This is a genomic window from Uliginosibacterium sp. H1 (genome assembly GCF_036017065.1).
GTDB lineage: Bacteria > Pseudomonadota > Gammaproteobacteria > Burkholderiales > Rhodocyclaceae > Uliginosibacterium.
This window is the reverse complement of sequence record NZ_JAYXHR010000001.1, coordinates 1-25,043: the sequence shown is the minus strand read 5'-3', so window position 1 is coordinate 25,043 and position 25,043 is coordinate 1. Positions and strand designations below refer to the sequence as shown.

Annotated in this window: 18 protein-coding genes and 1 other RNA gene; 7 read left to right on the top strand and 12 right to left on the bottom strand. The window is 66.4% G+C overall.

Annotated features, from left to right (window positions below):
• Positions 1-6: 6 nt before the first annotated feature.
• From VVD47_RS00095 to gyrA, 5 genes are all read right to left on the bottom strand, one after another.
• Entirely contained in the window at positions 7-882 is an 876-nt protein-coding gene (locus VVD47_RS00095) for a prephenate dehydrogenase (RefSeq protein ID WP_327601366.1), read from the bottom strand.
• A 13-nt stretch (positions 883-895) separates the two neighbouring features.
• Complete coding sequence (gene hisC, locus VVD47_RS00090; RefSeq protein ID WP_327601365.1) at positions 896-1,996, bottom strand: histidinol-phosphate transaminase; 1,101 nt, start codon at positions 1,994-1,996, stop codon at positions 896-898.
• Positions 1,997-2,012: 16 nt separating this feature from the next.
• A complete protein-coding gene (gene pheA, locus VVD47_RS00085) occupies positions 2,013-3,128 on the bottom strand; it encodes a prephenate dehydratase (protein ID WP_327601364.1) in 1,116 nt (371 codons plus the stop codon).
• Positions 3,121-4,215 (bottom strand): 3-phosphoserine/phosphohydroxythreonine transaminase, encoded by a 1,095-nt coding sequence (gene serC / locus VVD47_RS00080; protein WP_327601363.1) that lies wholly within the window; start codon positions 4,213-4,215, stop codon positions 3,121-3,123. Before serC ends, pheA begins: the two co-directional genes overlap by 8 nt.
• A gap of 69 nt (positions 4,216-4,284) precedes the next feature.
• Positions 4,285-6,900, bottom strand: a complete 2,616-nt coding sequence (gyrA, locus tag VVD47_RS00075; protein ID WP_327601362.1) for a DNA gyrase subunit A — start codon at positions 6,898-6,900, stop codon at positions 4,285-4,287.
• A 101-nt stretch (positions 6,901-7,001) separates the two neighbouring features.
• Here gyrA and VVD47_RS00070 point away from each other — a divergent pair, with 101 nt between their 5' ends.
• The 5 genes from VVD47_RS00070 (at position 7,002) to ssrA (ending at position 11,190) form a co-directional block, all read left to right on the top strand.
• On the top strand, positions 7,002-8,321 hold the full coding sequence (locus VVD47_RS00070) for a TRZ/ATZ family hydrolase (protein WP_327603156.1): 1,320 nt from the start codon (positions 7,002-7,004) through the stop codon (positions 8,319-8,321).
• Between the two features lie 194 nt (positions 8,322-8,515).
• A complete protein-coding gene (locus VVD47_RS00065; RefSeq protein WP_327601361.1) occupies positions 8,516-9,271 on the top strand; it encodes an OmpA family protein in 756 nt (251 codons plus the stop codon).
• Positions 9,272-9,391: 120 nt separating this feature from the next.
• Positions 9,392-10,105 carry a bifunctional 2-polyprenyl-6-hydroxyphenol methylase/3-demethylubiquinol 3-O-methyltransferase UbiG gene (gene ubiG / locus VVD47_RS00060; RefSeq protein WP_327601360.1) on the top strand — a complete coding sequence of 238 codons (714 nt, stop codon included), beginning with the start codon at positions 9,392-9,394 and terminating at the stop codon, positions 10,103-10,105.
• A gap of 4 nt (positions 10,106-10,109) precedes the next feature.
• The gene (locus VVD47_RS00055; protein WP_327601359.1) at positions 10,110-10,775 is read left to right on the top strand and encodes an HAD family hydrolase; all 666 of its coding nucleotides are present in this window, start codon (positions 10,110-10,112) and stop codon (positions 10,773-10,775) included.
• Positions 10,776-10,823: 48 nt separating this feature from the next.
• Positions 10,824-11,190: a transfer-messenger RNA gene (gene ssrA, locus VVD47_RS00050) on the top strand.
• Positions 11,191-11,404: 214 nt separating this feature from the next.
• Here ssrA and chrA read toward each other — a convergent pair.
• The 3 genes from chrA to VVD47_RS00035 all read right to left on the bottom strand — a co-directional run bounded on the left by chrA (position 11,405) and on the right by VVD47_RS00035 (position 15,747).
• Positions 11,405-12,727 carry a chromate efflux transporter gene (gene chrA, locus VVD47_RS00045; protein WP_327603155.1) on the bottom strand — a complete coding sequence of 441 codons (1,323 nt, stop codon included), beginning with the start codon at positions 12,725-12,727 and terminating at the stop codon, positions 11,405-11,407.
• 173 nt (positions 12,728-12,900) lie between these two features.
• Positions 12,901-13,398 carry a cyanophycin metabolism-associated DUF1854 family protein gene (locus VVD47_RS00040; RefSeq protein WP_327601358.1) on the bottom strand — a complete coding sequence of 166 codons (498 nt, stop codon included), beginning with the start codon at positions 13,396-13,398 and terminating at the stop codon, positions 12,901-12,903.
• Between the two features lie 15 nt (positions 13,399-13,413).
• A complete protein-coding gene (locus VVD47_RS00035; protein WP_327601357.1) occupies positions 13,414-15,747 on the bottom strand; it encodes a cyanophycin metabolism-associated ABC transporter in 2,334 nt (777 codons plus the stop codon).
• 357 nt (positions 15,748-16,104) lie between these two features.
• On the opposite strand from VVD47_RS00035, the gene VVD47_RS00030 reads away from it, so the two are divergent.
• Both VVD47_RS00030 and cphA read left to right on the top strand, forming a co-directional pair.
• The gene (locus VVD47_RS00030) at positions 16,105-18,282 is read left to right on the top strand and encodes a cyanophycin synthetase (RefSeq protein ID WP_327601356.1); all 2,178 of its coding nucleotides are present in this window, start codon (positions 16,105-16,107) and stop codon (positions 18,280-18,282) included.
• A gap of 38 nt (positions 18,283-18,320) precedes the next feature.
• On the top strand, positions 18,321-20,897 hold the full coding sequence (gene cphA / locus VVD47_RS00025; RefSeq protein WP_327601355.1) for a cyanophycin synthetase: 2,577 nt from the start codon (positions 18,321-18,323) through the stop codon (positions 20,895-20,897).
• A 61-nt stretch (positions 20,898-20,958) separates the two neighbouring features.
• Here the strand turns inward: cphA and VVD47_RS00020 are convergent, their stop codons facing one another.
• The 4 genes from VVD47_RS00020 to VVD47_RS00005 form a co-directional block, all read right to left on the bottom strand.
• On the bottom strand, positions 20,959-21,711 hold the full coding sequence (locus tag VVD47_RS00020; RefSeq protein ID WP_327601354.1) for a ComF family protein: 753 nt from the start codon (positions 21,709-21,711) through the stop codon (positions 20,959-20,961).
• 52 nt (positions 21,712-21,763) lie between these two features.
• Complete coding sequence (locus VVD47_RS00015; protein ID WP_327601353.1) at positions 21,764-22,870, bottom strand: ABC transporter ATP-binding protein; 1,107 nt, start codon at positions 22,868-22,870, stop codon at positions 21,764-21,766.
• Between the two features lie 60 nt (positions 22,871-22,930).
• The gene (locus VVD47_RS00010; RefSeq protein WP_327601352.1) at positions 22,931-24,751 is read right to left on the bottom strand and encodes an ABC transporter permease; all 1,821 of its coding nucleotides are present in this window, start codon (positions 24,749-24,751) and stop codon (positions 22,931-22,933) included.
• Positions 24,735-25,043, bottom strand: a 309-nt coding sequence (locus VVD47_RS00005; RefSeq protein ID WP_327601351.1) for an extracellular solute-binding protein, incomplete at its 5' end; no start/stop codon positions are given. The genes VVD47_RS00005 and VVD47_RS00010, both read right to left, overlap by 17 nt.

Below are 25,043 nucleotides of genomic sequence, written 5' to 3'. Positions count from 1 at the left end.
GTGTCTCTACTGTGCTTGTTGTTCGGCCCAGGCGTTGCGCGCGGTGCGCGCTTCGGCGAACAGGGTTTCGAGCGCGTCGGCACGACCCTGCGTCAGCAATGCGCGCAGGTAGGCCAGCTCGGTGAGGTAGGCGTCCAGCTCCGCCAGCAAGGCGTCGCGGTTGGCAATGCAGATGTCGCGCCACATTTCCGGGTGGCTGCCGGCGATGCGCGTGAAGTCCCGGAAACCGGAAGCGGCGTACTTGAAAAGCTGCTCGGCGTTGGCGCGGCCGGCAAGGTCGTGCACAAGGCCGAAGGCCAGCAGGTGCGGCAGGTGGCTGACCGCTGCGAATACACGGTCATGCTCCTGCGGCGTCATCGAATGGATATGCGCGCCGCAGGCCGCCCAGGCGTCACGCACCCGGTCGATGGCGGCGGAGTCGTTTTCCGGCAGCGGGGTGAGCACCACCTTGCGGCCCTTGTACAGCTCGGCATGCGCGGCCGACGGGCCGCTCTTTTCAGCACCCGCGATGGGATGCGCCGGCACCACGCGCGTGATGTGCTCGCCGAGGTGGGTGTAGATCGCCTGGATGACATCCGCCTTGGTGCTGCCGCCATCGGTGATCAGCGTATCCGGACCGATGTGCGGCACAGCGGCGGCCATGACGGCATCCATCTGGCCTACCGGCGTCGCGATCAGCAGCAGGTCGGCACCGGCCAGTGCCTCGGCCCAGTCGGTCGCGGCGATGTCGATGACGCCCAGCTTCAGCGCTTCATCCAGCGAACTGGCATGACGGCCGACGCCGACGACTTCACCAACCAGCCCAGCCGCTTTGAGTGCGAGCGCGAACGAGCCGCCGATGAGGCCGACGCCGCAGATGACGACGCGCTTGAAGGGCTGCATGGCCGGCTTCACGTCAGCCCTTCTTCGCGACGGCCAGCGCGTCGAGGAAACGCTGGTTCTCGGCTTCCAGGCCGATGGACACGCGCAGCCACTCCGGCATGCCGTAGCCGCCGATGGGTCGCACGATGACGCCCTGCTTCAGCAGGCGCTGGTTGATGCTGGCCGCGTCGCCCGCCTTGAAGGTCAGGAAGTTGCCGGACGATGGAATCGTTTCGTAGCCGAGTTCGCCCAGGCCTTTGAGCAATTGCGCCATGCCGGCGCGATTCACTTCGTAGCTCCGTTGCAGGAAGGCATCGTCGTCCACCGCCGCTTCCGCCGCCGCCAGCGCGAGGCTGCTGACGTTGAAGGGTTGGCGCACACGGTTGAGCATGCCGGCCACCTCCTCGTTAGCCACCGCGTAGCCGACACGCAGGCCGGCCAGGCCGTAGATCTTGGAGAAGGTGCGGGTGATGATCAGGTTGGGGTGCTGCTGCAGCCAGGCCAGGCTGTCGTAGCGCTGTTCCGGCGCAAGGTACTCGTTGTAGGCCTCGTCCAGCACCACCAGCACCTCGGCCGGCACGCGCTCCAGGAAAGCCTTGATCTGCGCGCCCGGCAGGAAGTTGCCGGTCGGGTTGTTCGGGTTGGCGATGAACACCATGCGGGTGTCGGCCTCGATGGCCTTGGCCATCGCGTCCAGATCGTGACCGTACTGCACTGCAGGCGTGACGATGCCGCGTGCGCCGATGGCGAGCACTTCGATCGGATACACCGCGAAGGCGTGCTGCGAATACACGGCGGAATCGCGCGGCTTGAGGAAGGCGCGCACCGCCATTTCCAGCACGTCGTTGGAGCCGTTGCCGAGCACCAGCGACTCCGGCGACACGCCGAACTTCGCCGACAGTTTCTGCTTCAGCGCGAAGCCATTGCCGTCCGGGTAGCGCGCGATGTCCGACAGCACGGCATCCAGCGCGGCACGCGCCTTCGGGCTCATGCCCAGCGGGTTCTCGTTGGAGGCCAGCTTGACGATGTCGGCCTCGTTCAGGCCCATTTCGCGGGCCAGTTCAGAGATCGGCTTGCCGGGCACATAGGGCGAAATGGCACGAACGTATTCAGGAGCGCGTTGCGCGACGGACATGGATCGACTCCGTAGATCAGATGGCTGCGACGGGATAGGAACCCAGCACCTTCAGGAAGGCGGCACGGTTCGCCAGCTCGGCCAGTGCGCGCGCGACCGCCGGGTCCTCGCGGTGGCCTTCCACATCAACATAGAACACGTATTCCCACAGGCCGGTACGCGAGGGTCGTGACTCGAACTTCGTCATGCTGACGCCCTGGTCCGCGAAAGCCTGCAGCAAGGCATGCACCGCGCCCGGCTTGTTGAGCGCAGAGCAGATCAGCGAGGTCTTGTCGCGGCCGGAGGGGCCGGCATCGTGACGCGCGATCACCAGGAAGCGCGTCGTGTTGTTGGGGTCGTCCTCGATGTTGGCGAAGAGGATGGGCAAGCCGTAGCGCTGCGCGGCATTCTCGCCGGCGATGGCGGCAGCCTCGGCGTCCTCGGCCGCCAGGCGCGCGGCCTCCGCATTGCTGGAGACCGGCAGGCGCGGAATTCCGTGTGCATGATGCGCCAGCCAGTCGTTGCATTGGGACAAGGACTGCGAGTGCGAGTAGATGCGCTTCACCTGGCCGATGTCTGCGGCCTTGCTCATCAGGTTGTGGCGGATGCGCAGGCCGACCTCGCCGCACACCGACACATTGCCGGACATGAACAGGTCCAGCGTGCGGCCGACGGCGCCCTCGGTGGAGTTCTCCACCGGCACCACGCCGTATTCGACGGCGCCCGCTTCCACCGCGTGGAAGACGTCGTCGATGGTCTGCTGCGCTGCCAGCGTCGGCGAACCGCCGAAATGCTTGGCGGCCGCAGCCTCCGAGTAGGTGCCCTGCGGGCCGAGGTAGGCCACCTGCAGCGGCTGCTCCAGGCCCAGGCACCAGCTCATGATCTCGCGGAAGATTCGCTGCACCGCCTCGTTCGACAGCGGGCCGGGGTTGCGATCGGCAATCGCGCGCAGCACCTGGGCTTCGCGCTCGGGGCGATAAAGCGGACCGCGCTTGATCTCGCCCACCTTCTGGGCGCAGCGGGCACGCTCGGCGAGGCGTTCGAGTATCTCGCCGTCGAGGCGGTCGATCTGCGTGCGAACAGCCAGCAGCGCTTCGCTCTGTTCGGCGCTCAGGCCAGCGCCATTGCCGTTGTTGTGATCCGGGTCAGCCATAGCGCTTCTCGAAGGCGTGAAGGAATTCAACCAGCGCCTCCACACCCTCCAGCGTCATGGCGTTGTAGATGGAAGCGCGGAAACCGCCGACCGACTTGTGGCCCTTCAACTGCACGAGGCCGCGCTCGCGCGACTCCAGCAGGAAGGCATCGGTCAGGCTCTCGTCACGCAGGAAGAACGGCACGTTCATGCGCGAACGGCACTCCTTGCGCACGTGGGTGACGTAGAACTCGCTGCGATCCAGCGCGTCGTACAGCGCCGTGGCCTTGGCGATGTTGTTCGCCTCGATGGCGGCCAGGCCGCCCTGCCGCCTGATCCACTGGAACACCAGCCCGGCGATGTAGATGCCGTAGGTAGGCGGCGTGTTGTACATGGAATCGTTGTCGGCAACGATGCGGTAGTTGAAGGCCGAGGGGCACAGCGCGTGTGCCTGGTCCAACAGGTCGTCGCGCACGATGACGATGGTCAGGCCTGCGGGGCCGATGTTCTTCTGCGCGCCGGCGTAGATCAGGCCGAACTTCGAGATGTCCAGCGGGCGCGACAGGATGTGGGAGGACATGTCCACCACCAGCGGCACCTTGCCGGTCTCGGGCCAGTCGAAATACTCCACGCCGTCGATGGTCTCGTTGCCGCACAGGTGCAGGTAGGCCGCATCGCTGCGCAGCTTCCAGGTGGAGCGGTCGGGGATGTACGTGTACTTGCCCTGCTTCGCCTCGCGGTCGAGGCTGGACGCCGCGACGTTCACATCGCCGTAGCGCTGCGTCTCCTTGATGGTCTTCACCGACCAGGAGCCGGTCTCGACGAAGTCCACCTTGTTGTTCTTACCGAGCAGGTTGAGCGGCACGATGGCGTTCTCGCCGATGGCACCGCCCTGCATCAGCAGGATCTTGTAGTTGTCCGGCACCGCCAGCAGTTCGCGCAGATCGGCGAAGACGTGCTGCAGGATGTGGCCGAACTCCTTGCCGCGATGGCTCATCTCCATCACCGACATGCCACTGCCGTGCCAGTCCAGCATGTCCTCGGCCGCCTCGCGCAACACCTCCTCGGGCAGCACGGCAGGACCAGCGGAGAAATTGAATACCCTCATCGCCTTGTTCTCTTTCCTGGGCAATCTCGCGAAGCGGGCGACCCTTGGGCCGGCCGCCCGCATCATCATTTACTCGGCTGGCGTACCGGCCTGATCGTCGCCGGCCTGATCACCGTCGGCCACCTCGTCGTCGCCCAGCTCCTCGTCCGACTCGTCGCCTTCGATGATCTTCTGCACGCCGGAGAGCTTCGAGCCTTCATCGACGGAGATCAGCGTCACGCCCTGCGTCGCACGGCTCATCTCGCGGATCTCCGACACACGGGTACGTACCAGTACCCCGCCCGTGGTGATCAGCATGATCTGGTCGCGCTCCGTCACCAGCTGGGCCGCCACCACCTTGCCGTTACGCTCGGAGGTCTGGATGGCGATCATGCCCTTGGTGCCACGGCCGTGGCGGGTGTACTCGCCGATGGGGGTGCGCTTGCCGTAACCGTTCTCGGTGGCGGTCAACACGCTCTGCGACTCGTCCTCGGCCACCAGCATGGCGATCACGCTCTGGCCGTCTTCCAGCATCATGCCGCGCACGCCGCGGGCCTGACGGCCCATCGGGCGCACGTCGTTCTCGTCGAAGCGCACGGCCTTGCCGGAGTCGGAGAACATCATCACGTCGTGCTTGCCATCGGTGATGGCCACGCCCACCAGGTAATCACCTTCGTCCAGGCCCACGGCGATGATGCCGGCCTTGCGCGGATTGGCGAAGTCGGTCAGCGGCGTCTTCTTCACGGTGCCTTGTGTAGTCGCCATAAAGACGAAGTGACCCTCGTCGAATTCCTTGACCGGCAGCACGGCGGTGATCTTCTCGCCTTCCACCAGCGGGAAGAGGTTCACGATCGGCTTGCCACGCGAGTTGCGGTTGCCTTCCGGCACCTCGAACACCTTCAGCCAGTACAGGCGGCCGCGGTTCGAGAAACACAGGATGTGGTCGTGCGTGTTGGCGACGAAGAGCTGGTCGACGAAGTCATCGTCCTTCACCGCCGCAGCCTGCTTGCCACGGCCACCACGCTTCTGCGCGCGGTAGTCGGCCAGTGGCTGGCGCTTGAAGTAACCGGTGTGCGACAGGGTCACCACCATGTCTTCCTGCGCGATCAGGTCCTCGATGTTGATGTCGGCCGTGTTCATCACGATCTCGGAACGACGCTCATCGCCGAACTGGTCGCGGACTGCGCGCATCTCGTCGGCGATGATCGCCGTGATGCGGGCCGGCTTGGCGAGGATGTCGAGCAGGTCGGTGATCTGCTCCATGACCTCGCGGTACTCGCCGACGATCTTGTCCTGCTCCATGTTGGTCAGGCGCTGCAGTTGCATCTCGAGGATGCGCTGCGACTGGACCTCGGACAGGCGATAGCCCTGGGCAGACAGGCCGAATTCCGCGGCCAGGCCTTCCGGGCGATAACTGTCGGCAGTGGCACGGGCCAGCATCTCTTCGACCAGCGAGGAACGCCAGACGCGGCCCATCAGCTCCTGCTTGGCGATGGCCGGCGTGGCGGCTGCCTTGATCACGGCGATGATCTCGTCGACGTTCGACAGCGCGACGGCCAGACCTTCCAGGATATGGCCACGCTCGCGTGCCTTGCGCAGCTCGAAAACGGTGCGGCGGGTCACCACCTCGCGACGATGCGAGAGGAAGGCCTCCAGCATCTGCTTGAGGTTCAGCAGGCGCGGCTTGCCGTCGACCAGCGCCACCATGTTCATGCCGAAGCTGTCCTGCAGCTGGGTCTGCTTGAACAGGTTGTTCAGCACCACCTCGGGCACTTCGCCGCGCTTCAGTTCGATGACCAGGCGCATGCCGGACTTGTCGGATTCGTCGCGGATGTCCGAGATGCCCTCGATACGCTTGTCCTGCACCAGCTCGGCAATCTTCTCCTGCAGCGTGCGCTTGTTAACCTGGTAGGGAATCTCGTCGACGATGATCGCCTGACGGTTGCCCTTTTCCATGTCCTCGAAATGGGTGCGCGCGCGCATGATCACGCGGCCACGGCCAGTGCGATAACCCTCGTGCACGCCATGCAGGCCGTAGATGAGACCGGCAGTGGGGAAGTCCGGCGCCGGCACCAGCTTGATCAGCTCCTCGATGCTGGTTTCCGGATTCTCCAGCAGCACCAGCGAGGCTTCGACCACCTCGGACAGGTTGTGGGGCGGGATGTTGGTCGCCATGCCGACCGCGATACCCGAGCTGCCGTTGATGAGCAGGTTGGGAATGCGGGACGGCAGGACCGTCGGCTCCAGCTCCTTGCCGTCATAGTTCGGCTGGAAGTCGACGGTTTCCTTGTCGATGTCGGCCAGCAGGTCGGCCGAAATGCGCTCCAGGCGGCACTCGGTGTAACGCATGGCCGCCGCCGCATCGCCGTCGATGGAACCGAAGTTGCCCTGGCCGTCGATCAGCATGTAGCGTAGCGAAAAGTCCTGCGCCATCCGCACCAGCGTGTCGTAGATCGCCGAGTCGCCGTGCGGGTGGTACTTACCCATCACATCGCCGACCACCCGCGCGCATTTCACGTATGGGCGGTTCCAGGCATTGTTCGCCTCGTGCATTGCGAACAGCACGCGGCGGTGTACCGGCTTCAGGCCGTCACGTACATCCGGGAGCGCACGCCCCACGATCACGCTCATCGCGTAATCGAGGTAGGAGTGGCGCATCTCCTCTTCCAGGCTGATCGGCAGGGTTTCCTTGGCGAACGAATTCATGGCGGATGCAGGGCTTCCGTGAGGTTTGCGCTAAAGCTTTCGATTGTAACATGCGGGTCGTTGCCGTCCCTGGCCCAGCCAAGCCCTGCCTTCATTACGACATGACGCCCCCTACTGCCGTCGACAGCCTGATCGAAGCCCGCTGGATCGTTCCCATAGAGCCCGCGGAGGTCGTCCTTGAACACCATGCGGTAGCAATCAGGGAAGGCCTGATCGTCGACCTGTTGCCCATCGAGCAGGCGCGTCAGCGCTACCTTGCGACCGAGCACGTCGTGCTCGAGGAACACGTGCTGATGCCCGGTTTGGTCAACGCCCACACGCACGCTGCCATGACACTGCTGCGTGGCTTTGCCGACGACCTGCCGCTGATGACCTGGCTGAACGAGGCCATCTGGCCGGCGGAACGCGAACACGCCAGCCCGGAATTCGTCCGCGACGGCACGCGCCTGGCGGCGGCCGAGATGCTGCGCGGCGGGATCACCTGCGTCCAGGACATGTATTTCTACCCCGACGCCGCTGCGGAAGCTTTCAGCGAAGCAGGCATGCGCGCCGTGCTAAGCCTTCCCGTCATGGAGTTCCCCAGCCGCTATGCCGCCGATGCGGACGACTACCTGCGCAAGGGCCTGGCGGTGCGCGACCAGTGGCGGGACCGGCCGCTGCTTGGCTTCGCCCTCGGGCCACATGCGCCCTATTCCGTCTCCGACGCCAGCTTCGAGCGCGTCGTCGCGCTGTCCCAGGAACTGGACTGCCCTATCCACATCCATCTGCACGAGACCCGGACCGAGGTCGAGGACAGCATCCGCCACCACGGCATGCGGCCACTGGAGCGGCTGGAACGGCTCGGCCTGCTTGGCCCGGGCCTGTCCGTTGCGCACGCCGTGCATCTCACCGAGGGTGAAATCCGCTTGCTGGCCGAGCGGAATGTAAGCGTGGTCCACAACCCGACGTCTAATATGAAGCTGGCGAGCGGCATCGCCCCGGTCGCCCGGATGCTCGAATCAGGAATTGCGGTGGGGCTCGGTACGGACGGCGCGGCCAGCAACAACCGGCTGGACCTGTGGCAGGAAATGCGTCAGGCCAGCCTGCTGGCAAAGGTGGCGGGCGAACGGGCCGATGCGCTGCCCGCTCACCGCGCGCTGCGCATGGCAACTCTGGACGGTGCGCGCTGCCTGGGCCTCGACGACCGGATCGGCTCCATACAAACCGGAAAAGAAGCCGATTTATGCGCCATTTCCCTTTCCAACGTCGACTTTCAACCCTGCTACGACCCGGTTTCGCACCTTGTCTATGTTGTCGACCGCCATGCAGTAAGTGATGTCTGGGTGGCCGGAAACCCGCGTGTACGCTCGCATTCGCTGTTGCAATTTAACAACATCGCGTTGCAGCAAATTTCCCGGTCGTGGCAGAATTCTTTGTACTGATACTTGACACGGGCTTAATGCGTTTCACGCACATCCGGTCTAGGATGCAGGCTGTGGAGTATGCTGATCGGGTGTTTCGCCAGCTTTAGATCGGCAAGCAGGGAGATGACTGGTGTCTGCAAAGGCGCCAGTTTGTGTGGGGCATCGATCCAGGTGGTGTCCTTAATGAGCAATCAGACTTGAACGAGGAGAATATGAAACACACTCACAAGCTTTTGCTGGCACTCGTTGCCATGGGCACCATCGCAGGCGCACAAGCACAGAGCAAGGACATCGTCGTCGATACCAAGAGCGGCGTGACGCCGTACCTCATCGACTCGCGCAACGTGCTGTCCCGCAGCGGTACCGGCCTGTGCTGGCGCACCGGCTACTGGACGAAGGATCTGGCGCAGACCACCAAGGTCGTCGGCGAGACCATCCCGGTCGGCTGCTTCTGCGAAAAGGAACTGTTCGCCAAGGAAGTGTGCGAACCGCCGAAGCCCGCTCCGGCCGCCGCCCCGGCTCCGGCCCCTGCTCCCGTTCCCGCCCCGGTTCCTGTCCCGGCTCCGGCCCCGGCTGCCGAGAAGGTGTCGATCCCGGCTGACGCCCTGTTCGAATACGACAAGGCCGTCATCACCTCGGCTGGTCAGCAGAGCCTGAGCGAGTTCGCCGGCAAGGCCAAGGGCATCAACCTGGAAGTCGTCATCGCCGTCGGTCACGCTGACCGTATCGGTTCCGATACCTACAACCAGAAGCTGTCCGAGCAACGCGCTGCCGCAGTCAAGGACTTCCTGGTTGCTCAAGGCATCGAAGCCAACCGTGTTTACACGGAAGGCAAGGGTGAGTCGCAACCGACCACCGGCGACACCTGCAAGAACCTGGGTGCCGAGAACGGCCGCAACAAGAAGCTGATCAGCTGCCTGGCCCCGGATCGCCGCGTCGATCTGGAAGCCGTCGGTACCAAGAAGTAAGCGGGTTTATTCCGCATCAAAAGCCCTCGCTTCGGCGAGGGCTTTTTTATTGGTGTCCAGCGGATAAACTGCTGTCCACCGATGTCCATTCCGGACAGCCAGATTCCCGCACATCACGCCATGCAAGCCAACACCCTGAACGCCGACGCTGCCGAAGTGCAGAAATTCAGCGATCTCGCCCATCGCTGGTGGGATCCCGAATCCGAGTTCAAGCCGCTTCATCAGATCAATCCCTTGCGACTCGACTGGATCGACCGCCACGCCGGCGGCCTGCAGGGCAAGCAGGTCATCGACATCGGCTGCGGCGGCGGCATCCTGTCGGAAAGCATGGCCACCCGTGGTGCACGGGTCACCGGCATCGACCTGTCGGAAAAAGCGCTCGGTGTCGCCCGTCTGCATCTCTATGAATCCGGCCAGCAGGTGGATTACCAGCAGATCGCCGCCGAGGACATCGCGGCACAACGCCCTGGCCAGTTCGATGTCGTCACATGCATGGAAATGCTGGAGCACGTCCCCGACCCCGCAAGTGTCGTACGCGCCGCCGCGACGCTGGCGAAACCCGGCGCGCCCGTGTTCTTCTCCACGCTCAACCGCAATCCCAAGTCCTACGTGTTCGCCATCCTCGGCGCCGAGTACATCCTTCAGATGTTGCCGCGCGGCACCCATGACTATGGCAAGTTCATCAAACCTTCCGAGCTGGCGCGCTTTGCGCGTGAGGCAGGCCTGGTGGTCGACGAAGTGATCGGCATGCACTACAACCCGCTCACCAAGCACTACTGGCTCGATGACAACCCTGATGTGAACTACCTGATGCGCTGCAGGCGCGAGGGCTGATCCCGTGCCAGCAGACATCCAGGCGGTTTTCTTCGACCTCGACGGCACCCTTGCCGACACCGCCCCGGACCTCGCCAGCGCGCTCAATCGCGTGCGTGCCGAAGACGGCAAGCCGGCAGTCCCCCTCGATGAATTGCGCCCCTACACCTCGCAAGGCGTGCGCGGGCTGATCGGTGCGGCTTACGGCTGGACCTCCGACCACGCTGACTACCCCGCCATCGCGGACCGGATGCTGGCTCACTACGCGGCCAACATCTGCGACCAGTCGCGGCTGTTCCCCGGCGTTCCGGAAATGCTCGACGCGCTGGAAGCACGTGGCTTCGCCTGGGGCGTCGTGACCAACAAGCATGCCCGCTTCACCCAGCCGCTGGTCCGTGCGCTGGCACTCGACGCACGCGCACGCAGCATCGTCAGCGGTGACACCGCAGCCCTGCCCAAACCGGCGCCCGACCCCTTGTTGCACGCTGCGCGCGAAGCCGGTGTCGCGCCTGCCGCCAGTCTCTACATCGGCGACGATCCACGCGACGTGGAAGCGGCGCGCGCAGCCGGCATGCGTTCGCTGGCCGTCACCTGGGGCTACCACGGCGCCGGTCTGCCGCCCGAGGAATGGGGCGCGGACGGCGTGATCCACCACCCGCACGAAGTCCTCGACTGGCTCGGTACCCACTGAGCGCGTACAATGGAACCCGTGGCGCGCGTTGGCGTCACAGTATTTGCTGGGGGCGACCTGGTTTCGACGTGGGTCGCGAAGCAGCTTGGTGCATACCGAGGACCAGATCACCTCGTAAATCCATCTGGAAATCTATACTCGCCAACGACGAGCAATTCGCCGTAGCCGCTTAAGGCTACAGCCGCTGCACTGACTGGTCTCCTGGGTCAGATGGGGTAAAACCCATAGCAGCGTCATTCACAGGGACTCGTGCCGCATCGGGTTACTTGGTGCGGAGCTAAAATCAAGGTGACTCGTCCTGCGTCGGCCTGCCGATCGGCTAAGCGCAGGATTAAATCCAAATAGAACGGCTAAGTATGTAGAGCCGGTTGTAGAGGGCTTGCGGACGCGGGTTCGATTCCCGCCGCCTCCACCAAACCAACGACGAAGCCACCCTTGCGGTGGCTTTTTCGTTTGTAGCAACGGTGCGGATGAGAAGCTGCGCTGGTCCGGTCAGCGAAGCGCTGCTTCGCTGGACACCGTCCGCACCACACCAGCCGAAGACCGAGGGGTTCGCAGAGGCAACGCGAAAGCCGAGCATTCCTGTTGCTGGCGCCGCTCCGGCCTCCGCCACGCCGTTCGCGCGCAGCTCAAACGAGTAGTGTCTTCACCACCAACCCCACCAGCCCACAAGCAACGATCACGTGGATCACGTTGAGCTTGAAGCGGAACAATGCAATCGCTGCGCCCAGCGCGATCAGCGCAGAGGGCCAGTCGAAGCGGCCTGAGAAGCCCTGCGGCCACAACACGTGGTAGCCGAAGAACAGCGCCAGGTTGAGGATCACGCCCACCACTGCGGCGGTGATACCGGTCAGGGGTACGGTGAACTTCAGGTCATCGTGGGTGGATTCCACCAGCGGGCCGCCGGCCAGGATGAACAGGAACGACGGCAGGAAGGTGAACCAGGTCACCAGCGCTGCGGCCACCGCACCGCCGAGGAAGAGCGCGTCCGGGCCGAGAACGGCCTTGGCGTAGGCGCCGACGAAACCGACGAAGGCCACCACCATGATCAGCGGCCCGGGCGTGGTTTCGCCCAGCGCGAGGCCGTCGATCATCTGCGTCGGCGTCAGCCAGCCATAGTGGCTCACCGCGCCCTGATACACGTAGGGCAGCACCGCATACGCGCCACCGAAAGTCAGCAACGCGGCCTTGGTGAAGAACCAGCTCATCTGCGTGAAGGTGTGCGTCCAGCCGAAGGCTGCGGTCAGCAGGCCCATCGGCACCAGCCACAGCACCGCGCCGACCGCGATCACGCCTGCCAGCCTGGCCCAGCTGAAGCGCGCATGCGCAGGCGTCGGCGTGTGATCGTCTATCAGCGCAGGGCCGAAGGACTTGTCGGCCTTGCCATGGCCGCCACCGGCCCGGAACCGTTCCGGCGCGACGCGTCCGCCGATATAGCCGGCAAGCGCGGCGGCCGCCACGATGAGGGGGAATGGCAGGTTCAGCGCGAAGATCGCCACGAAGGATGCCGCGGCAATGCCCCACAGCCAGTTGTTCTTCAGCGTGCGCATGCCGATCCGGTGAGCCGCCTGCACCACGATCGCCGTCACGGCCGGCTTGATGCCATAGAACAGCCCTGCCACCCAGGGCACGTCGCCAAACGCGACGTAGATCCATGACAGGCCGATCAGGATGAACAGCGACGGCAGGACGAAGAGCGCGCCAGCCACCACGCCGCCCCAGGTCCGGTGCATCAGCCAGCCGATGTAGGTGGCGAGTTGCTGTGCCTCCGGGCCGGGCAGCAACATGCAGTAGTTGAGGGCGTGCAGGAAACGCTTCTCGCTGATCCAGCGACGACGCTCCACCAGCTCGGTGTGCATGATGGCGATCTGCCCGGCCGGGCCGCCGAAGCTGATGAAACCCAGTTTCAGCCAGAACAGGAAGGCCTCCCATCGGCCGACCGTGCGCGGGATTTCACTGCGGTCTTCGACGGGATGCGGCTGGCTGACGGCTGGATTCACTTGATCGTTCCTGGAAGGTGGCCCCTAGCTTGATGCCGCAATCGGCAGCCCGGCGCAACGATGATTTGCGTCGGTCTACATACGGCAAACGCGTGTCATCCACCAGCGCAGCGAGAGCCGCGGCGTTACAGGAAACGGTCCAGCAGGCGTCGCGAGTGGCGGTCCAGCGATTTCAGGTCGCGGATCAGGTACTGCACGCCATGATGATCCGCGATCAGCAGCGTGCTGCCGGCCAGCCGCCGGATGTCCTCCTCGCCCTTCAGCACGAAGCTCGCCTCGCCGCGATCGGTGCTGACATGCCAGGTGCTGGGCGTTGCAAAGCTCGACACCTCGTGCAGCCGCTGGATCTCCGGCATGAACTCGCGTTCGGCCAGGGCCTGTTCGATCAACTGGCGCAAGTCCTCCGGCAGCGCGTGGAGACGGTCGATCCACGCCACCTCGTGGCCCTCGGCGTCCAGCAGGGAAATGCCATCGGCGGGCGCGGCAATCGGAAACGCGCGCACCGGTACGACATTGTGGTGAGCCGTGCCCTGCTCATCCGTCAGGACAAGTTGCCCGAGTTCGTTGCGGGCAAGCGTGAAATGGATTGCGATGGTCGCAGCCTTGGTCGTCGTGTCAGTCATGGTCGCTCCCTGCCCTCAGACGCGCTCGGTGGCGCCACCCGCCGACCACGTGGCTTCCGCCGCCTCGGTGTCGACGTTGCGGGCCTGCGCTTCATACAGGCGCCAGTAGGCACCACGCGCTTCCATCAGCTCGTCGTGCGGGCCGACTTCGACGATCTGGCCGCGGTCCATGACGACGAGGCGATCCGCCTTGCGCAGCGTGGACAGGCGGTGCGCGATGGCGATCGTTGTGCGGCCCTTCACCAGGTTGTCCAGCGCCTTCTGGATCTCCTGTTCGGTTTCCGTATCGACTGCGGACGTGGCTTCGTCGAGGATCAGGATGCGCGGGTCGATCAGCAGTGCGCGCGCAATCGAGATGCGCTGGCGCTCGCCGCCGGACAGGCCCTGCCCGCGCTCGCCGACCAGCGAGTCGTAACCTTGCGGCAGGCGCAGGATGAACTCATGTGCGTGGGCGGCGCGCGCAGCGGCGACGATCTCCTCGCGCGTCGCATCCGGCTTGCCGTAGGCAATGTTCTCGGCGATCGATCCGAAGAACAGGAAGGGCTCCTGCAACACCAAGCCGATGTTGCGGCGGTAGTCGGCCACCGCCACCTGGCGGATGTCGATGCCATCGACCAGGATGGCGCCTTCGCTGACGTCGTAGAAGCGGCAGATCAGGTTCACCAGCGTGCTCTTGCCCGAGCCACTGTGGCCGACGAGACCGATCATCTCGCCCGGCTGGATGTCCAGCGACAGGTCGCGGATCACCGAGCGGTTGCCATAGCGGAAGCCAAGCTTGCGCATGCCGATGCGGCCGGTCACCTTGGGCAGCGGCTGCGGATTGGCCGGCTCCGGCACGCTGGACACGTGGTCCAGGATGTCGAAGATGCGCTTGGCGCCGGCCGCGGCTTTCTGCGTCACCGACACGATGCGGCTCATCGAATCCAGGCGCGTGTAGAAGCGGCTGATGTAGGCGAGGAAGGCAGTCAGCACACCCACCGTGATGCTGTCCTGCGATACCTGCCAGATGCCGAAAGCCCACACCACCAGCAGGCCGATTTCCGTGAGCAGCGTCACCGTCGGCGAGAACAGCGACCACACGCGGTTGAGCTTGTCGTTCACCGCCAGGTTGTGGCGGTTGGCTTCGCGGAAGCGCTCGGCCTCGCGCGACTCCTGCGCGAAAGCCTTCACCACGCGGATGCCGGGAATGGTGTCGGCCAGTACGTTGGTGACCTCCGACCACACACGGTCGATCTTCTCGAAGCCGGTACGCAGCTTGTCGCGCACCACGTGGATCATCCACGCGATGACCGGCAGCGGCAGCAGCGTGACCAGCGCCAGCCAGGGGTTGATGGAGAAGAGGATCACCGAGGTCATGGCGATCATCAGCACGTCGGTGGCGAAGTCCAGCAGGTGCAGCGACAGGAAGACGTTGATGCGGTCCGTCTCCGAGCCGATGCGCGCCATCAGGTCGCCGGTGCGCTTGCCGCCGAAGTATTCCAGCGACAGCTTGAGCAGGTGCTCGTAAGTGGTGGTGCGCAGATCCGCGCCCATGCGTTCCGACACCAGCGCCAGGATGTAGGTGCGCGCCCAGCCCAGCGCCCAGGCCACCAGCGCGGCGCCGAGCAGTCCCCCCAGCAGCATGCCGACCTTGGTGACGTCGATCGGCGCGCCGTTCTGGTAAGGGATCAGCACGTCGTCCATCAGCGGCATGGTGAGGTACGGCGGCACCAGGGTCGCGGCGGTCGAGGCCAGGGTCAGCAGGAAGCCCGCGGTCAGCTGGCGGCTGTACGGTTTGGCGAAGCGGCCGAGCCGCAGCAGCGTCCAGGTGGAAGGCGGGGTCAGCGATTCGTCGGGTTCGCAGGCCGGGCAGTCTTCCTGGTCCGGCTCCAGCCGCGCATTGCAGCTCAGGCAATGCCGCTCGGGTTCGGCCTGCAAGGGCTGGCCGGCCTGCACCGCCATCATCACGCGCTGGAACTGGCGTTGCAGGCGCAAGGCGGCCGGATTCTGGTTCAGCGTGTAGCGCCAGTAGACCAGCCGCACGGGTTGCGCAGCGGTGACGTCCAGCAACTCCAGCGTGCCTACGCCCGCATGGTCGTGGTGATCCAGGCGCAGGCCCGGGCGCAAGGGCCACTCTTGCCATTCACCCTTGTCATCCGCCGAGAGCAGGCGGGATTCGGTCAGTACCACGATGCCCGCGGCAAACCGGAGGCGGATGTCGAGGTCAACCTCGCAACAGGCCAGTACGTTCTCTGCTGCGCCCAGGCGCGCGGCCATGCGGTCGCGCCAGCTGTCGGGCACGGCGTGCAGGAAACTGCGCGAAGAACTCACTGGAGAATCCGGTAGCTTGATGGTCATCTTGGAAGGCATGCTCTGGCGGTGCGAACCCGGCATGGCAACAGGCGGTACAACCGAAAGAGCCGAAAGGGGCCTGGCAAGCGCTAACGCGCGACAAGCCCGGAAAGTAGACAGGACGCCGGGCTGGATTCCCCAAGGGAAAGCGCGCAGCGAGGCGGTCAATTCCGGTATTCTGGCCGCCGATTCTGCCCGCCTGACAGGGCGGGCCGGTGCGTGCGGGGCTGGCAGTATACCCGAGGCTCCCTGTGGGCTTTCCCCGACACCACCGCGGTCTGCCGCTCGCCGGCGCCGCTCATGAACCTGCGCAGCACTCGCCCGGCGCCCGCGCCCGGGCTATCCTCAGAGGGCGTCCGCCCCAATGCCGAAGACATGAAAAAGAAAGACATCGAGTTCCGCCGCGTCACCTACCTGCGCGGGCCGAACATCTGGACCTATCGTCCGGTGCTGGAAGCCTGGGTCGACATCGGTGAGCTGGAGGATTACCCCTCCAACACCCTGCCCGGCTTCTACGAGCGACTGACCGCCTGGCTGCCCGGCCTGATCGAGCACCACTGCGGCGTCGGCTATCGCGGCGGCTTCCTGGAGCGCCTGCGCGACGGCACCTGGGCCGGCCACATCCTGGAACACGTCGCCATCGAGCTGCAGAACCTCGCCGGCCTGCAGACGGCCTTCGGCAAGGCACGCCAGACCTGCGAACGCGGTGTCTACAAGGTGGTGGTGCGCGCCCGCAACGAGCAGGTGGGCCGCGCCGCGCTGGAAGCCGGTCGCCAGTTGCTGATGGCCGCGATCAACGACCAGGTCTTCGACGTGCCGAGCACGGTGGAGCACCTGCGCAACCTGGTGGACGATCACCACCTCGGCCCCAGCACCGCCTGCATCGTGGAAGCAGCGGCCGAGCGCCGCATCCCCTCCATCCGCCTCACCGACGGCAACCTCGTGCAGCTCGGCTACGGCAACCGCCAGCGCCGCATCTGGACGGCCGAGACCGACCGCACCAGTGCGATCGCCGAAGGCATCTCCAGCGAGAAAGACCTGACCAAGCAGCTGCTGTCCGCCTGCGGCGTGCCGGTGCCGGAAGGCCAGGTGGTCGAAAGCCCCGCCGCCGCCTGGGAAGCCGCCGAGGACATCGGCGTGCCGGTGGTGGTGAAACCCTCGGACGCCAACCACGGCCGTGGCGTGTCGCTGGAACTGATGACCCAGGCGGACGTGGAGTCCGCTTACGGGGTGGCCGACGCGGAAGGCAGCGAGGTCATCGTCGAGCGCTACATCCGTGGTGACGAGCACCGACTGCTCGTCGTCGGCGGCAAGCTGGCCGCCGCCGCGCGCGGCGAAAGCCTGTGGATCACCGGCGACGGCACCTCCACCGTCGTGCAGCTGATCGACAGCCAGCTCAACAGCGACCCGCGTCGCGGCGAGGCCGAGGAATTCCCGCTGGAAACCATCGTGCTGGAGCGCGAACCGGCCATGCGCCTGCTGCTGGAGCGGCAAGGCATGCAGGCGGACTCCGTGCCGGCTGTCGACCAGAAGCTGCTGGTCCAGCGCAACGGCAACGTCGCCATTGACTGCACGAAGGACGTGCACCCGGAAGTCGCCTACATGGCCACGCTGGCCGCCCGCATCGTCGGCCTGGACATCGCCGGCGTCGACCTGGTGACCGAGGATGTCTCCCGCCCGCTCGCCGAGACACGCGGCGCCATCGTCGAGGTGAACGCCGGCCCCGGCCTGCTGATGCACCTGAAGCCGGCACAGGGTGAAGCCCAACCGGTGGGCGAAGCCATCGTGCGTCACCTGTTCCCGGAAGAGGAAGATGCCGGTCGCATTCCGATTGCCGGCATCTCCGGCCGCCGCAACACCACGCTGATCGCCCGCCTGCTCGCCTGGCTGCTGCAGCTGTCCGGTCGCCACGTCGGCCTGGCCTGCCAGGACGGCCTGTTCCTCGACAGCCGCCAGATCGAACACAGCCCGCACGCGCACTGGCAAGGCGGCCAGCGCCTGCTGATGAACCGCACCATCGACACCGCCGTGATGGAACACAGCAGCGCCGGCATCCTCGGCGAAGGCCTCGCCTATGACCGCTGCCTGCTGGGCATCGTCACCGACGTGAGCGGCGAGGACGAGCTGGCCGAGTTCTTCGTGCAGGAGATCGACCAGGTCTACAACGTGCTGCGCACCCAGGTGGACGTCGTGCTGCCCAATGGCTTCGCGGTGCTCAATGCCGGCGACGCACGCGTGGCGGAGATGGCCAGCCTGTGCGACGGCGAGACCCTGTTCTACGCCAGCGACGCAGCCGCCCCGGCCATCGCCGCGCACCGCGACAACGGCGGACGCGCCGTGCTGCTGCGGGATGGCAACGTCCTGCTCGCGCAAGGTGGCGAGGACACTGCACTGGCGAAACTCTCGCACTTCCCGCTGGCGCGCGACGCGGACGACATCACCGTCGAAGCGCTGCTGGCCGCCATCGCCGGTGCATGGGCACTGGGCGTGAGCCCCGACCTCATCCGCGCCGGCGTCGAAACCTACACGCCCGCTACGACCGCGGCGCGCTGACGCGCCGCCCACGACTGGAACAAGACAGGACCTGCCTGATGGAAGTCTCCCGCATCCGCGCCTTGCGAGGCCCCAACCTGTGGAGCCGCCACACCGCAATCGAGGCCATCGTCACCTGCACGCCGCAGGAATGCGATCTCGATGCCCAGCCCGGCTTCGACGCCCGCCTGCGCGCCCGCTTTCCCGACATCGACGGCGTCAATCCCGAGTACAAGGGTGACCCGCGCAGCTTTGCCCACGTGCTGGAATTCGCCACCCTCGCCCTGCAGGCGCAGGCCGGCTGCCCGGTCAGCTTCAGCCGCACCGAGGCCACGCTGGAAACCGGCGTGTTCCAGGTGATCGTGGAATACAGCGAGGAGGCCGTCGGCCGCCTGGCACTGGAACTGGCCGAAACGCTGTGCCGCGCGGTCATCGACGACACCCCCTTCGACCTCGACGGCGCGCTGGCCCGCCTGCGCGAACTGGATGAGGACGAGCGCCTGGGGCCGTCCACCGGTTCCATCGTGCAGGCTGCGGTGACGCGCGGCATTCCGTTCCGCCGCCTCACCACCGGCAGCCTCGTGCAGTTCGGCTGGGGCAGCAAGCAGCGCCGCATCCAGGCCGCGGAGATCGACCGCACCAGCGCGATCGCCGAATCCATCGCGCAGGACAAGGACCTCACCAAGAAGCTGCTGCTCGCCGCCGGCGTGCCAGTGCCCAACGGTCGCCCTGCCACCAGCCTGGAAGATGCCTGGACCGCCATGCAGGAGATCGGCGGCGCCGTGGTGGTGAAGCCGCAGGACGGCAACCAGGGCAAGGGCGTCACGGTGAACATCACCAGCCGCGAGCAACTGGAGCGCGCCTACGCCGCCGCAGCCGAGATCAGCAGCGAAGTGCTGGTCGAGCGCTTCCTGCCCGGCAATGACTTCCGCATGCTGGTGGTGGGCGATCAACTGGTGGCTGCCGCGCGCCGCGATCCGCCGCAGGTGACCGGCGACGGCACCCACACCGTGCGCCAACTGGTCGACCAGGTGAATGCCGATCCGCGCCGTGGAGAAGGCCACGCCACCTCGCTGACCAAGATCCGCTTCGACGACATCGCGCTCGCCCGCCTCGCCGCCCAGGGCATGGATGCCGAGTCGGTGCCGTCGCGCGGCCAGCGGGTGCTCCTGCGCAACAACGCCAACCTCAGCACCGGTGGCAGCGCCACCGATGTCACCGACGACGTGCACCCGGACATCTCGGCCCGCGTCGTCGCGGCGGCGAAGATGATCGGCCTCGACATCTGCGGCGTGGACGTCGTTTGCGAAAGCGTGCTGAAGCCACTGGAAGACCAGGCAGGCGGCATCGTCGAAGTGAATGCCGCGCCCGGCCTGCGCATGCACCTGACGCCCTCGTTCGGCAAAGGCCGCGCAGTGGGTGAAGCCGTCATCGCCAACATGTATGCCGATGGCGACAACGGCCGCATTCCGCTGGTGGCCGTCACCGGCACCAACGGCAAGACCACCACCGTGCGCCTCATCGCCCACCTGCTCGCCGCCAGCGGCCTGGGTGTGGGCATGACCAATACCGACGGCGTGTACGTGAACGGCCGCCAGACCGACAGCGGCGACTGCAGCGGCCCCCGCAGCGCGCGCAACGTGCTGATGCATCCGGAAGTCGACGCCGCCGTGTTCGAGACCGCGCGCGGCGGCCTGCTGCGCGAAGGCCTGGCCTTCGACTACTGCGATGTCGCGGTCGTCACCAACATCGGCAAGGGCGACCACCTCGGCCTCAACTACATCACCACGGTGGAAGACCTCGCCGTGCTGAAGCGGGTGATCGTGCAGAACGTGACGCCTAAGAAGGGCTACGCGGTGCTCAACGCCGCCGACCCCATCGTCGCCGGCATGGCCGCCAACTGCCCGGGACAGGTCATCTTCTTCGGTCGCGACGTGCAGCACCCGGTGATGGCCACGCACCGTGCGCAGGGCAAGCGCGTCGTCTACGTGGAGGATGGCGACATCGTCTGCGCGCAGGGCACGCAGCGCCACCGCCTGGCACTCAAGGACATCCCGATCACGCGCGACGGCGCCATCGGCTTCCAGGTGGACAACGCCATGGCATCCGTTGCCGCGGCCTGGGCACTGAACCTGGAATGGACCAGCGTGCGCCTGGGCCTCGCCAGCTTCGCCAACGACAGCGACAACGCACCGGGACGCTTCAACGTCATGAACTACCGCGGCGCCACCCTGATCGCCGACTACGGCCACAACCCGGACGCCATGCAGGCACTGGTGCAGGCCGTGGACGCGATGCCGGCGAAGCGCCGCTCGGTGGTCATCAGTGGTGCCGGTGACCGCCGCGACGAGGACATCCGCGAGCAGACCGAGATCCTCGGTGCCGCCTTCGACGACGTGATCCTCTACCAGGACGCCTGCCAGCGTGGCCGCGCCGACGGCGAAGTGCTGGCGCTGCTGCGGGCAGGCCTGCAAGGTGCGACGCGCACCTCCTTCGTCGACGAGATCAATGGCGAGTTCATCGCCATCGACTCCGCGCTGGGCCGTCTCAAGGAAGGTGACCTGTGCCTGATCCTGGTCGACCAGGTGGAGGAAGCGCTGGCGCACATCGCCCAGCGCGTACGCGAGGCAAGCTGACCGTCTTCGCGACAGGACAAAAGGGGCGACCGCGGTCGCCCCTTTTTATTTCCTGACGTGTTCAGCGCCGCGTCGGCGGGCTGAGCGTGCGCGCCACGACGAGGTTGGTCACCCGCGTGGCACCGCGCTGTCGCACGCTGCGCGCCAGTTCGCCCAGCGTCGTGCCGCTGGTCATCACGTCGTCGACCAGCAATACGTGCCGGCCCTCCATGCCACGCGTGACGCGGAAGGCGCCGCGCAGGTTGCGCTGGCGCTCGCCCAGGCGCAGGCCGGCCTGGTGCGGGGTGTCGATGTCGCGCACCACCGCACCCGGGTCGAGACGCCAGCCGAACTGGTGTGCGAGGCCACGCGACAGTTCATGCGCAGGATTGAAGCCCCGCTGCGCGATGCGCTTCGCATGCAGTGGCACCGGCACGATGAGGTCGCAGGACAGTTCCGCGACGCGCGCGCCGAGCAGTTCGATCAACCAGTCCTGCAATTCGAAGGCACCACCGTTCTTGAAGCGCAGCAGCATCTCGCGCACCGGGTAGTCGTAGGCGAAGACCGCGAGGGTGGCGTCGAAGGCCGGCTGCCTGCGCGAACACTGGCCGCAGCGTTGCCCCGCGGGGGTCGGCAGCGCACAGACCGGGCAATGCGCACCGAGCAACCAGGGCAGCGTGTCCTCGCAGCGCCGGCATACCGGCGATCCGCCCCGCTCGCCGCATACGAAGCAGGCTTGCGGCCAGACGCGTGCCAGCACCGCAGCCGCTGCACGCCGCCAGGCGCGCAGCGCCGCATGACGTGATTGGCGGATGGAATGGGGCAATGAAGACATGCGCGGCATTCTGCGCGCACGCCGCGACCCGGTGCCGGAACTGCCCCGAGGGTCAGGCCGGGAAGACGAAAATCCCTGCCGGATTCACGGTGAGGTGGATCTCCTGTCCTGCAAGCCAGCGAAGACTGCCCGGCGCCTGGGCCTGGATTGTCAGCGCGCGTCCCCCATCCGCGTGTGCCGCCTGCACCGTCAGCTCCAGCAGGCTGTAGCTGCCCAGCATGTGGCTGGCGGCAACGCGTGCCGACACGCTGCCGGGCACCGGCTGGGGATGGACGAGAATCGCCTCGGGCCGCAGCAACACCTGCACCCTGGCGCCGTCGGCCACGCCCGGTGCGTCGAAGGCACCAAGGGGCGTAACCGCCCTGCCCTGCACCGCCACCGCGTCGATGCGGTTCACGTCACCGAAGAACTCGGCCGCGAACGGGCTGTGCGGGTTGCGGTACAACGCGTCGGGCGAGCCGAGCTGCACGATGCGGCCCTCGTTCATCAGCGCGATGCGGTCGGCCATGAACATGGCTTCGTCGGGGTCGTGCGTCACCATGACGCTGGCACTGTTGCTGTCCTTCAGCAGGCGCAGCGTGTCGACGCGCATGCGATGGCGCAGGCGCACGTCGAGGTTGGAGAAGGGCTCGTCCAGCAGCATCAGGCGCGGCCGCGAGGCCAGCGCACGGGCCAGCGCGACCCGTTGCTGCTGGCCGCCGGACAGGACGTGCGGCGCCTCGTCCGCGCGGTCGGCCAGGCCGACGCGCGAAAGCATGTCCAGCGCCACCACCTTGCGCTGTGCCCGCGGCAACTTGCCAAGACCAAAGGCCACGTTGTCGGCGAGGCTCATGTGCGGGAACAGCGCGAAGTCCTGGAACACCAGGCCGACGTCACGTCGTTCCGGCAGGACGTGGCTGTCGGCGGACGCGATCAGTTCGCCATCGATGGCGATGCTGCCGGCCTGCACGCGCTCCAGGCCGGCGATGAGACGCAGCAGCGTGCTCTTGCCACAGCCCGAAGGGCCGACCAGGCAGAGGATCTCGCCCGGCGCCACGTCGATGGACACGTCGCGCAGCACATCGCTGCGGTCGTAGCGGTGACGCAAGCCACTGGCGAGCAGGCGGTGTCCGGTGACCGGAGCGGCGGGCATGGTGGAGGGGTTATCGGGCGTCTTCATCACGATGTGTCGCGGCCAGAATGGGGCTGAAATCAGGCTACAAGGCTGCAATGAGGCGGCTCAGCTGGCGTTCAGGGTGGGCACGGATTCCGCTGCATCGACTGCCTCCACCGGCGTGCGCCGCTTGCCGGCGGGCGCATGATGGCTGAGCCGCGACAACAGGACAATCGGCAGCAGGCCGGCCAGCACGATCAACAGCGCGGCCACCGCACCACTCTCGTAAGTACCGCGCGCGGCCTCGCCGTACAGATGGGTGGCGAGCGTCTCGAAATTCAGCGGGCGCAGCAGCAAGGTGGCCGGCAATTCCTTCATGCAGTCCACGAAGACCAGCAGCATGGCGGCAGCGATCGCCGGCCGGCCCAGGGGCGCATGGATGCGCCGCGCCACGCGGCCCGCCGTCGCACCCAGTGAGCGCGCGGCGTCGTCCATCGAATGCGGGATCTTGCTGAAGCCCGCTTCGATGCCACCGCTGCTGACAGCCAGGAAGCGCGCGACATAGGCATACACCAGCGCGGCACCCGAGCCCGCCAGCAGCAAGCCGGTGGACAGGCCGAAGAGCTGGCTGGACAGCGTATCGATGCCGTTGTCGAACCATCCCAGCGGCCCGAGCAGCCCGATGGCCAGCACGGTGCCGGGAATCGCGTAGCCCAGGCTGGCGCAGCGCACCAGCGCCTGGGTGGCCGGCGCACGGGCCAGTCGCAGGGTGTAGGCCAGCACGAAGGCGATGAGCGTCGCCAGCACGGTGGCGACTGCGGAGATCATCAGCGTGTTGAGCGTCTCGCGCAGGATGACCTGCTCCAGCCCGGCGAAGCTGAATCGCCTGGCCGCCTCCACCAGCAGGTATCCCGCCGGCATGATGAAACCCAGCGTCACCGGAATGCAGCACACGGCCAGCGCGAGCAGGCCGCGCAGCGTCGACAGGCGCCGTGGCGACAGACGCGCCGCCTGGCGGCCGCTGGCGGCGTAGCGCTGGCGACGGCGTGCCCAGCGTTCCAGGGCGATCAGGGACAGCACGATGGCGAGCATCACCAGCGCGATCTGCGCGGCGCCCGGCAGGCTGGAACGGTTCACCCAGGTGGAGTAGATCGAAACCGTCAGCGTGCGCACGCCAAGGAACTCGGCCGCGCCGATGTCGTTGAGCGCCTCCATCAGCGCGAGGCTGGCACCCACCGCGATGGCCGGCCGCGCCAGCGGCAGCGCGACGCGGAAGAAGGTGCGCCAGGGCCCGGCGCCCAGCGTGCGGGACGCGTCGATAAGGCCACCCGCCTGCATCTGGAACAGCGCACGTGCAGGCAGGTAGACGTAGGGATACAGCACCAGGCCCAGCAGCAGGATGCAGCCCCACATCGAACGGATGTCGGGCAGGCGGAATTCACGCGGGCTGCTGTAGCCCAGCAGTTCGCGCAGGCCGGTCTGCAGCGCGCCGACCGGATGCCACAGGTCGAGGTAGGCGAAGGCGACGATGTAGGTCGGCACCGCCAGTGGCAGCAATAGCGCCCAGTCGAGGACGCGGCGGCCGGGAAAATCGTAGGCCGTCACCAGCCAGGCCATGCCGCTGCCGATGCACACGACCATGAGGCCGACGCCGACCAGCAGCGTCAGGCTGTCACGCAGGGCCTGCGGCAATACGTAGGCGGCAAGGTGCGGCCACAGTTCGCCGGAGCCTTGCAGCGCGTGGCTGGCCAGCGACAGCACGGGCAGCAGCACCAGCAAGGCGACCAGCGCGGTGACGAACAGCCCGCCCGCCCCCACGCCGCCGAACAGGCGGATGAGAACAGCGCGGACAAAAACGGCGTAGCGCCGCGAAGGCGCTACGCCGTTGTGCTGCGGATCGGCGCTGCGCAGGGGCGCAGCGCCGGCTCCATCACTGGTCGAAGCCAACCTTGTCCACCAGCACGCTGGCGGCCTTGCGATGCTTGGCGATCTCGGTCAGCGGAGTGGGGTCGACGTTGAGCGTGCCCAGCGCGGCGATGACCGGGTCGACCGCCGCACCCTTCTTCACCGGGTACTCGAAGTTGGCCTTGGCGTAGATGGCCTGGGCTTCGTCGGACACGAGGTACTCCAGCAGTTTCACGGCGTTGTCCTTGTTGGGCGAATGCCTGGCGATCGCGGCGCCGGAGACGTTCACGTGGGTGCCGCCCTTTGCGAAGGTGGGCAGCACGACGTTGATGCC

Bases quoted from the DNA above. Each gene is read 5' to 3' on its own strand.
- VVD47_RS00015 (WP_327601353.1), bottom strand. From the start codon at position 22,870: ATGAAGACGCCCGATAACCCCTCCACCATGCCCGCCGCTCCGGTCACC.
- VVD47_RS00095 (WP_327601366.1), bottom strand. From the start codon at position 882: ATGCAGCCCTTCAAGCGCGTCGTCATCTGCGGCGTCGGCCTCATCGGC.
- pheA (WP_327601364.1), bottom strand. From the start codon at position 3,128: ATGGCTGACCCGGATCACAACAACGGCAATGGCGCTGGCCTGAGCGCC.
- VVD47_RS00070 (WP_327603156.1), top strand. From the start codon at position 7,002: ATGACGCCCCCTACTGCCGTCGACAGCCTGATCGAAGCCCGCTGGATC.
- VVD47_RS00035 (WP_327601357.1), bottom strand. From the start codon at position 15,747: ATGCCTTCCAAGATGACCATCAAGCTACCGGATTCTCCAGTGAGTTCT.
- ubiG (WP_327601360.1), top strand. From the start codon at position 9,392: ATGCAAGCCAACACCCTGAACGCCGACGCTGCCGAAGTGCAGAAATTC.
- VVD47_RS00040 (WP_327601358.1), bottom strand. From the start codon at position 13,398: ATGACTGACACGACGACCAAGGCTGCGACCATCGCAATCCATTTCACG.
- hisC (WP_327601365.1), bottom strand. From the start codon at position 1,996: ATGTCCGTCGCGCAACGCGCTCCTGAATACGTTCGTGCCATTTCGCCC.
- VVD47_RS00065 (WP_327601361.1), top strand. From the start codon at position 8,516: ATGAAACACACTCACAAGCTTTTGCTGGCACTCGTTGCCATGGGCACC.
- cphA (WP_327601355.1), top strand. From the start codon at position 18,321: ATGGAAGTCTCCCGCATCCGCGCCTTGCGAGGCCCCAACCTGTGGAGC.
- VVD47_RS00020 (WP_327601354.1), bottom strand. From the start codon at position 21,711: ATGTCTTCATTGCCCCATTCCATCCGCCAATCACGTCATGCGGCGCTG.
- VVD47_RS00030 (WP_327601356.1), top strand. From the start codon at position 16,105: ATGAAAAAGAAAGACATCGAGTTCCGCCGCGTCACCTACCTGCGCGGG.
- serC (WP_327601363.1), bottom strand. From the start codon at position 4,215: ATGAGGGTATTCAATTTCTCCGCTGGTCCTGCCGTGCTGCCCGAGGAG.
- gyrA (WP_327601362.1), bottom strand. From the start codon at position 6,900: ATGAATTCGTTCGCCAAGGAAACCCTGCCGATCAGCCTGGAAGAGGAG.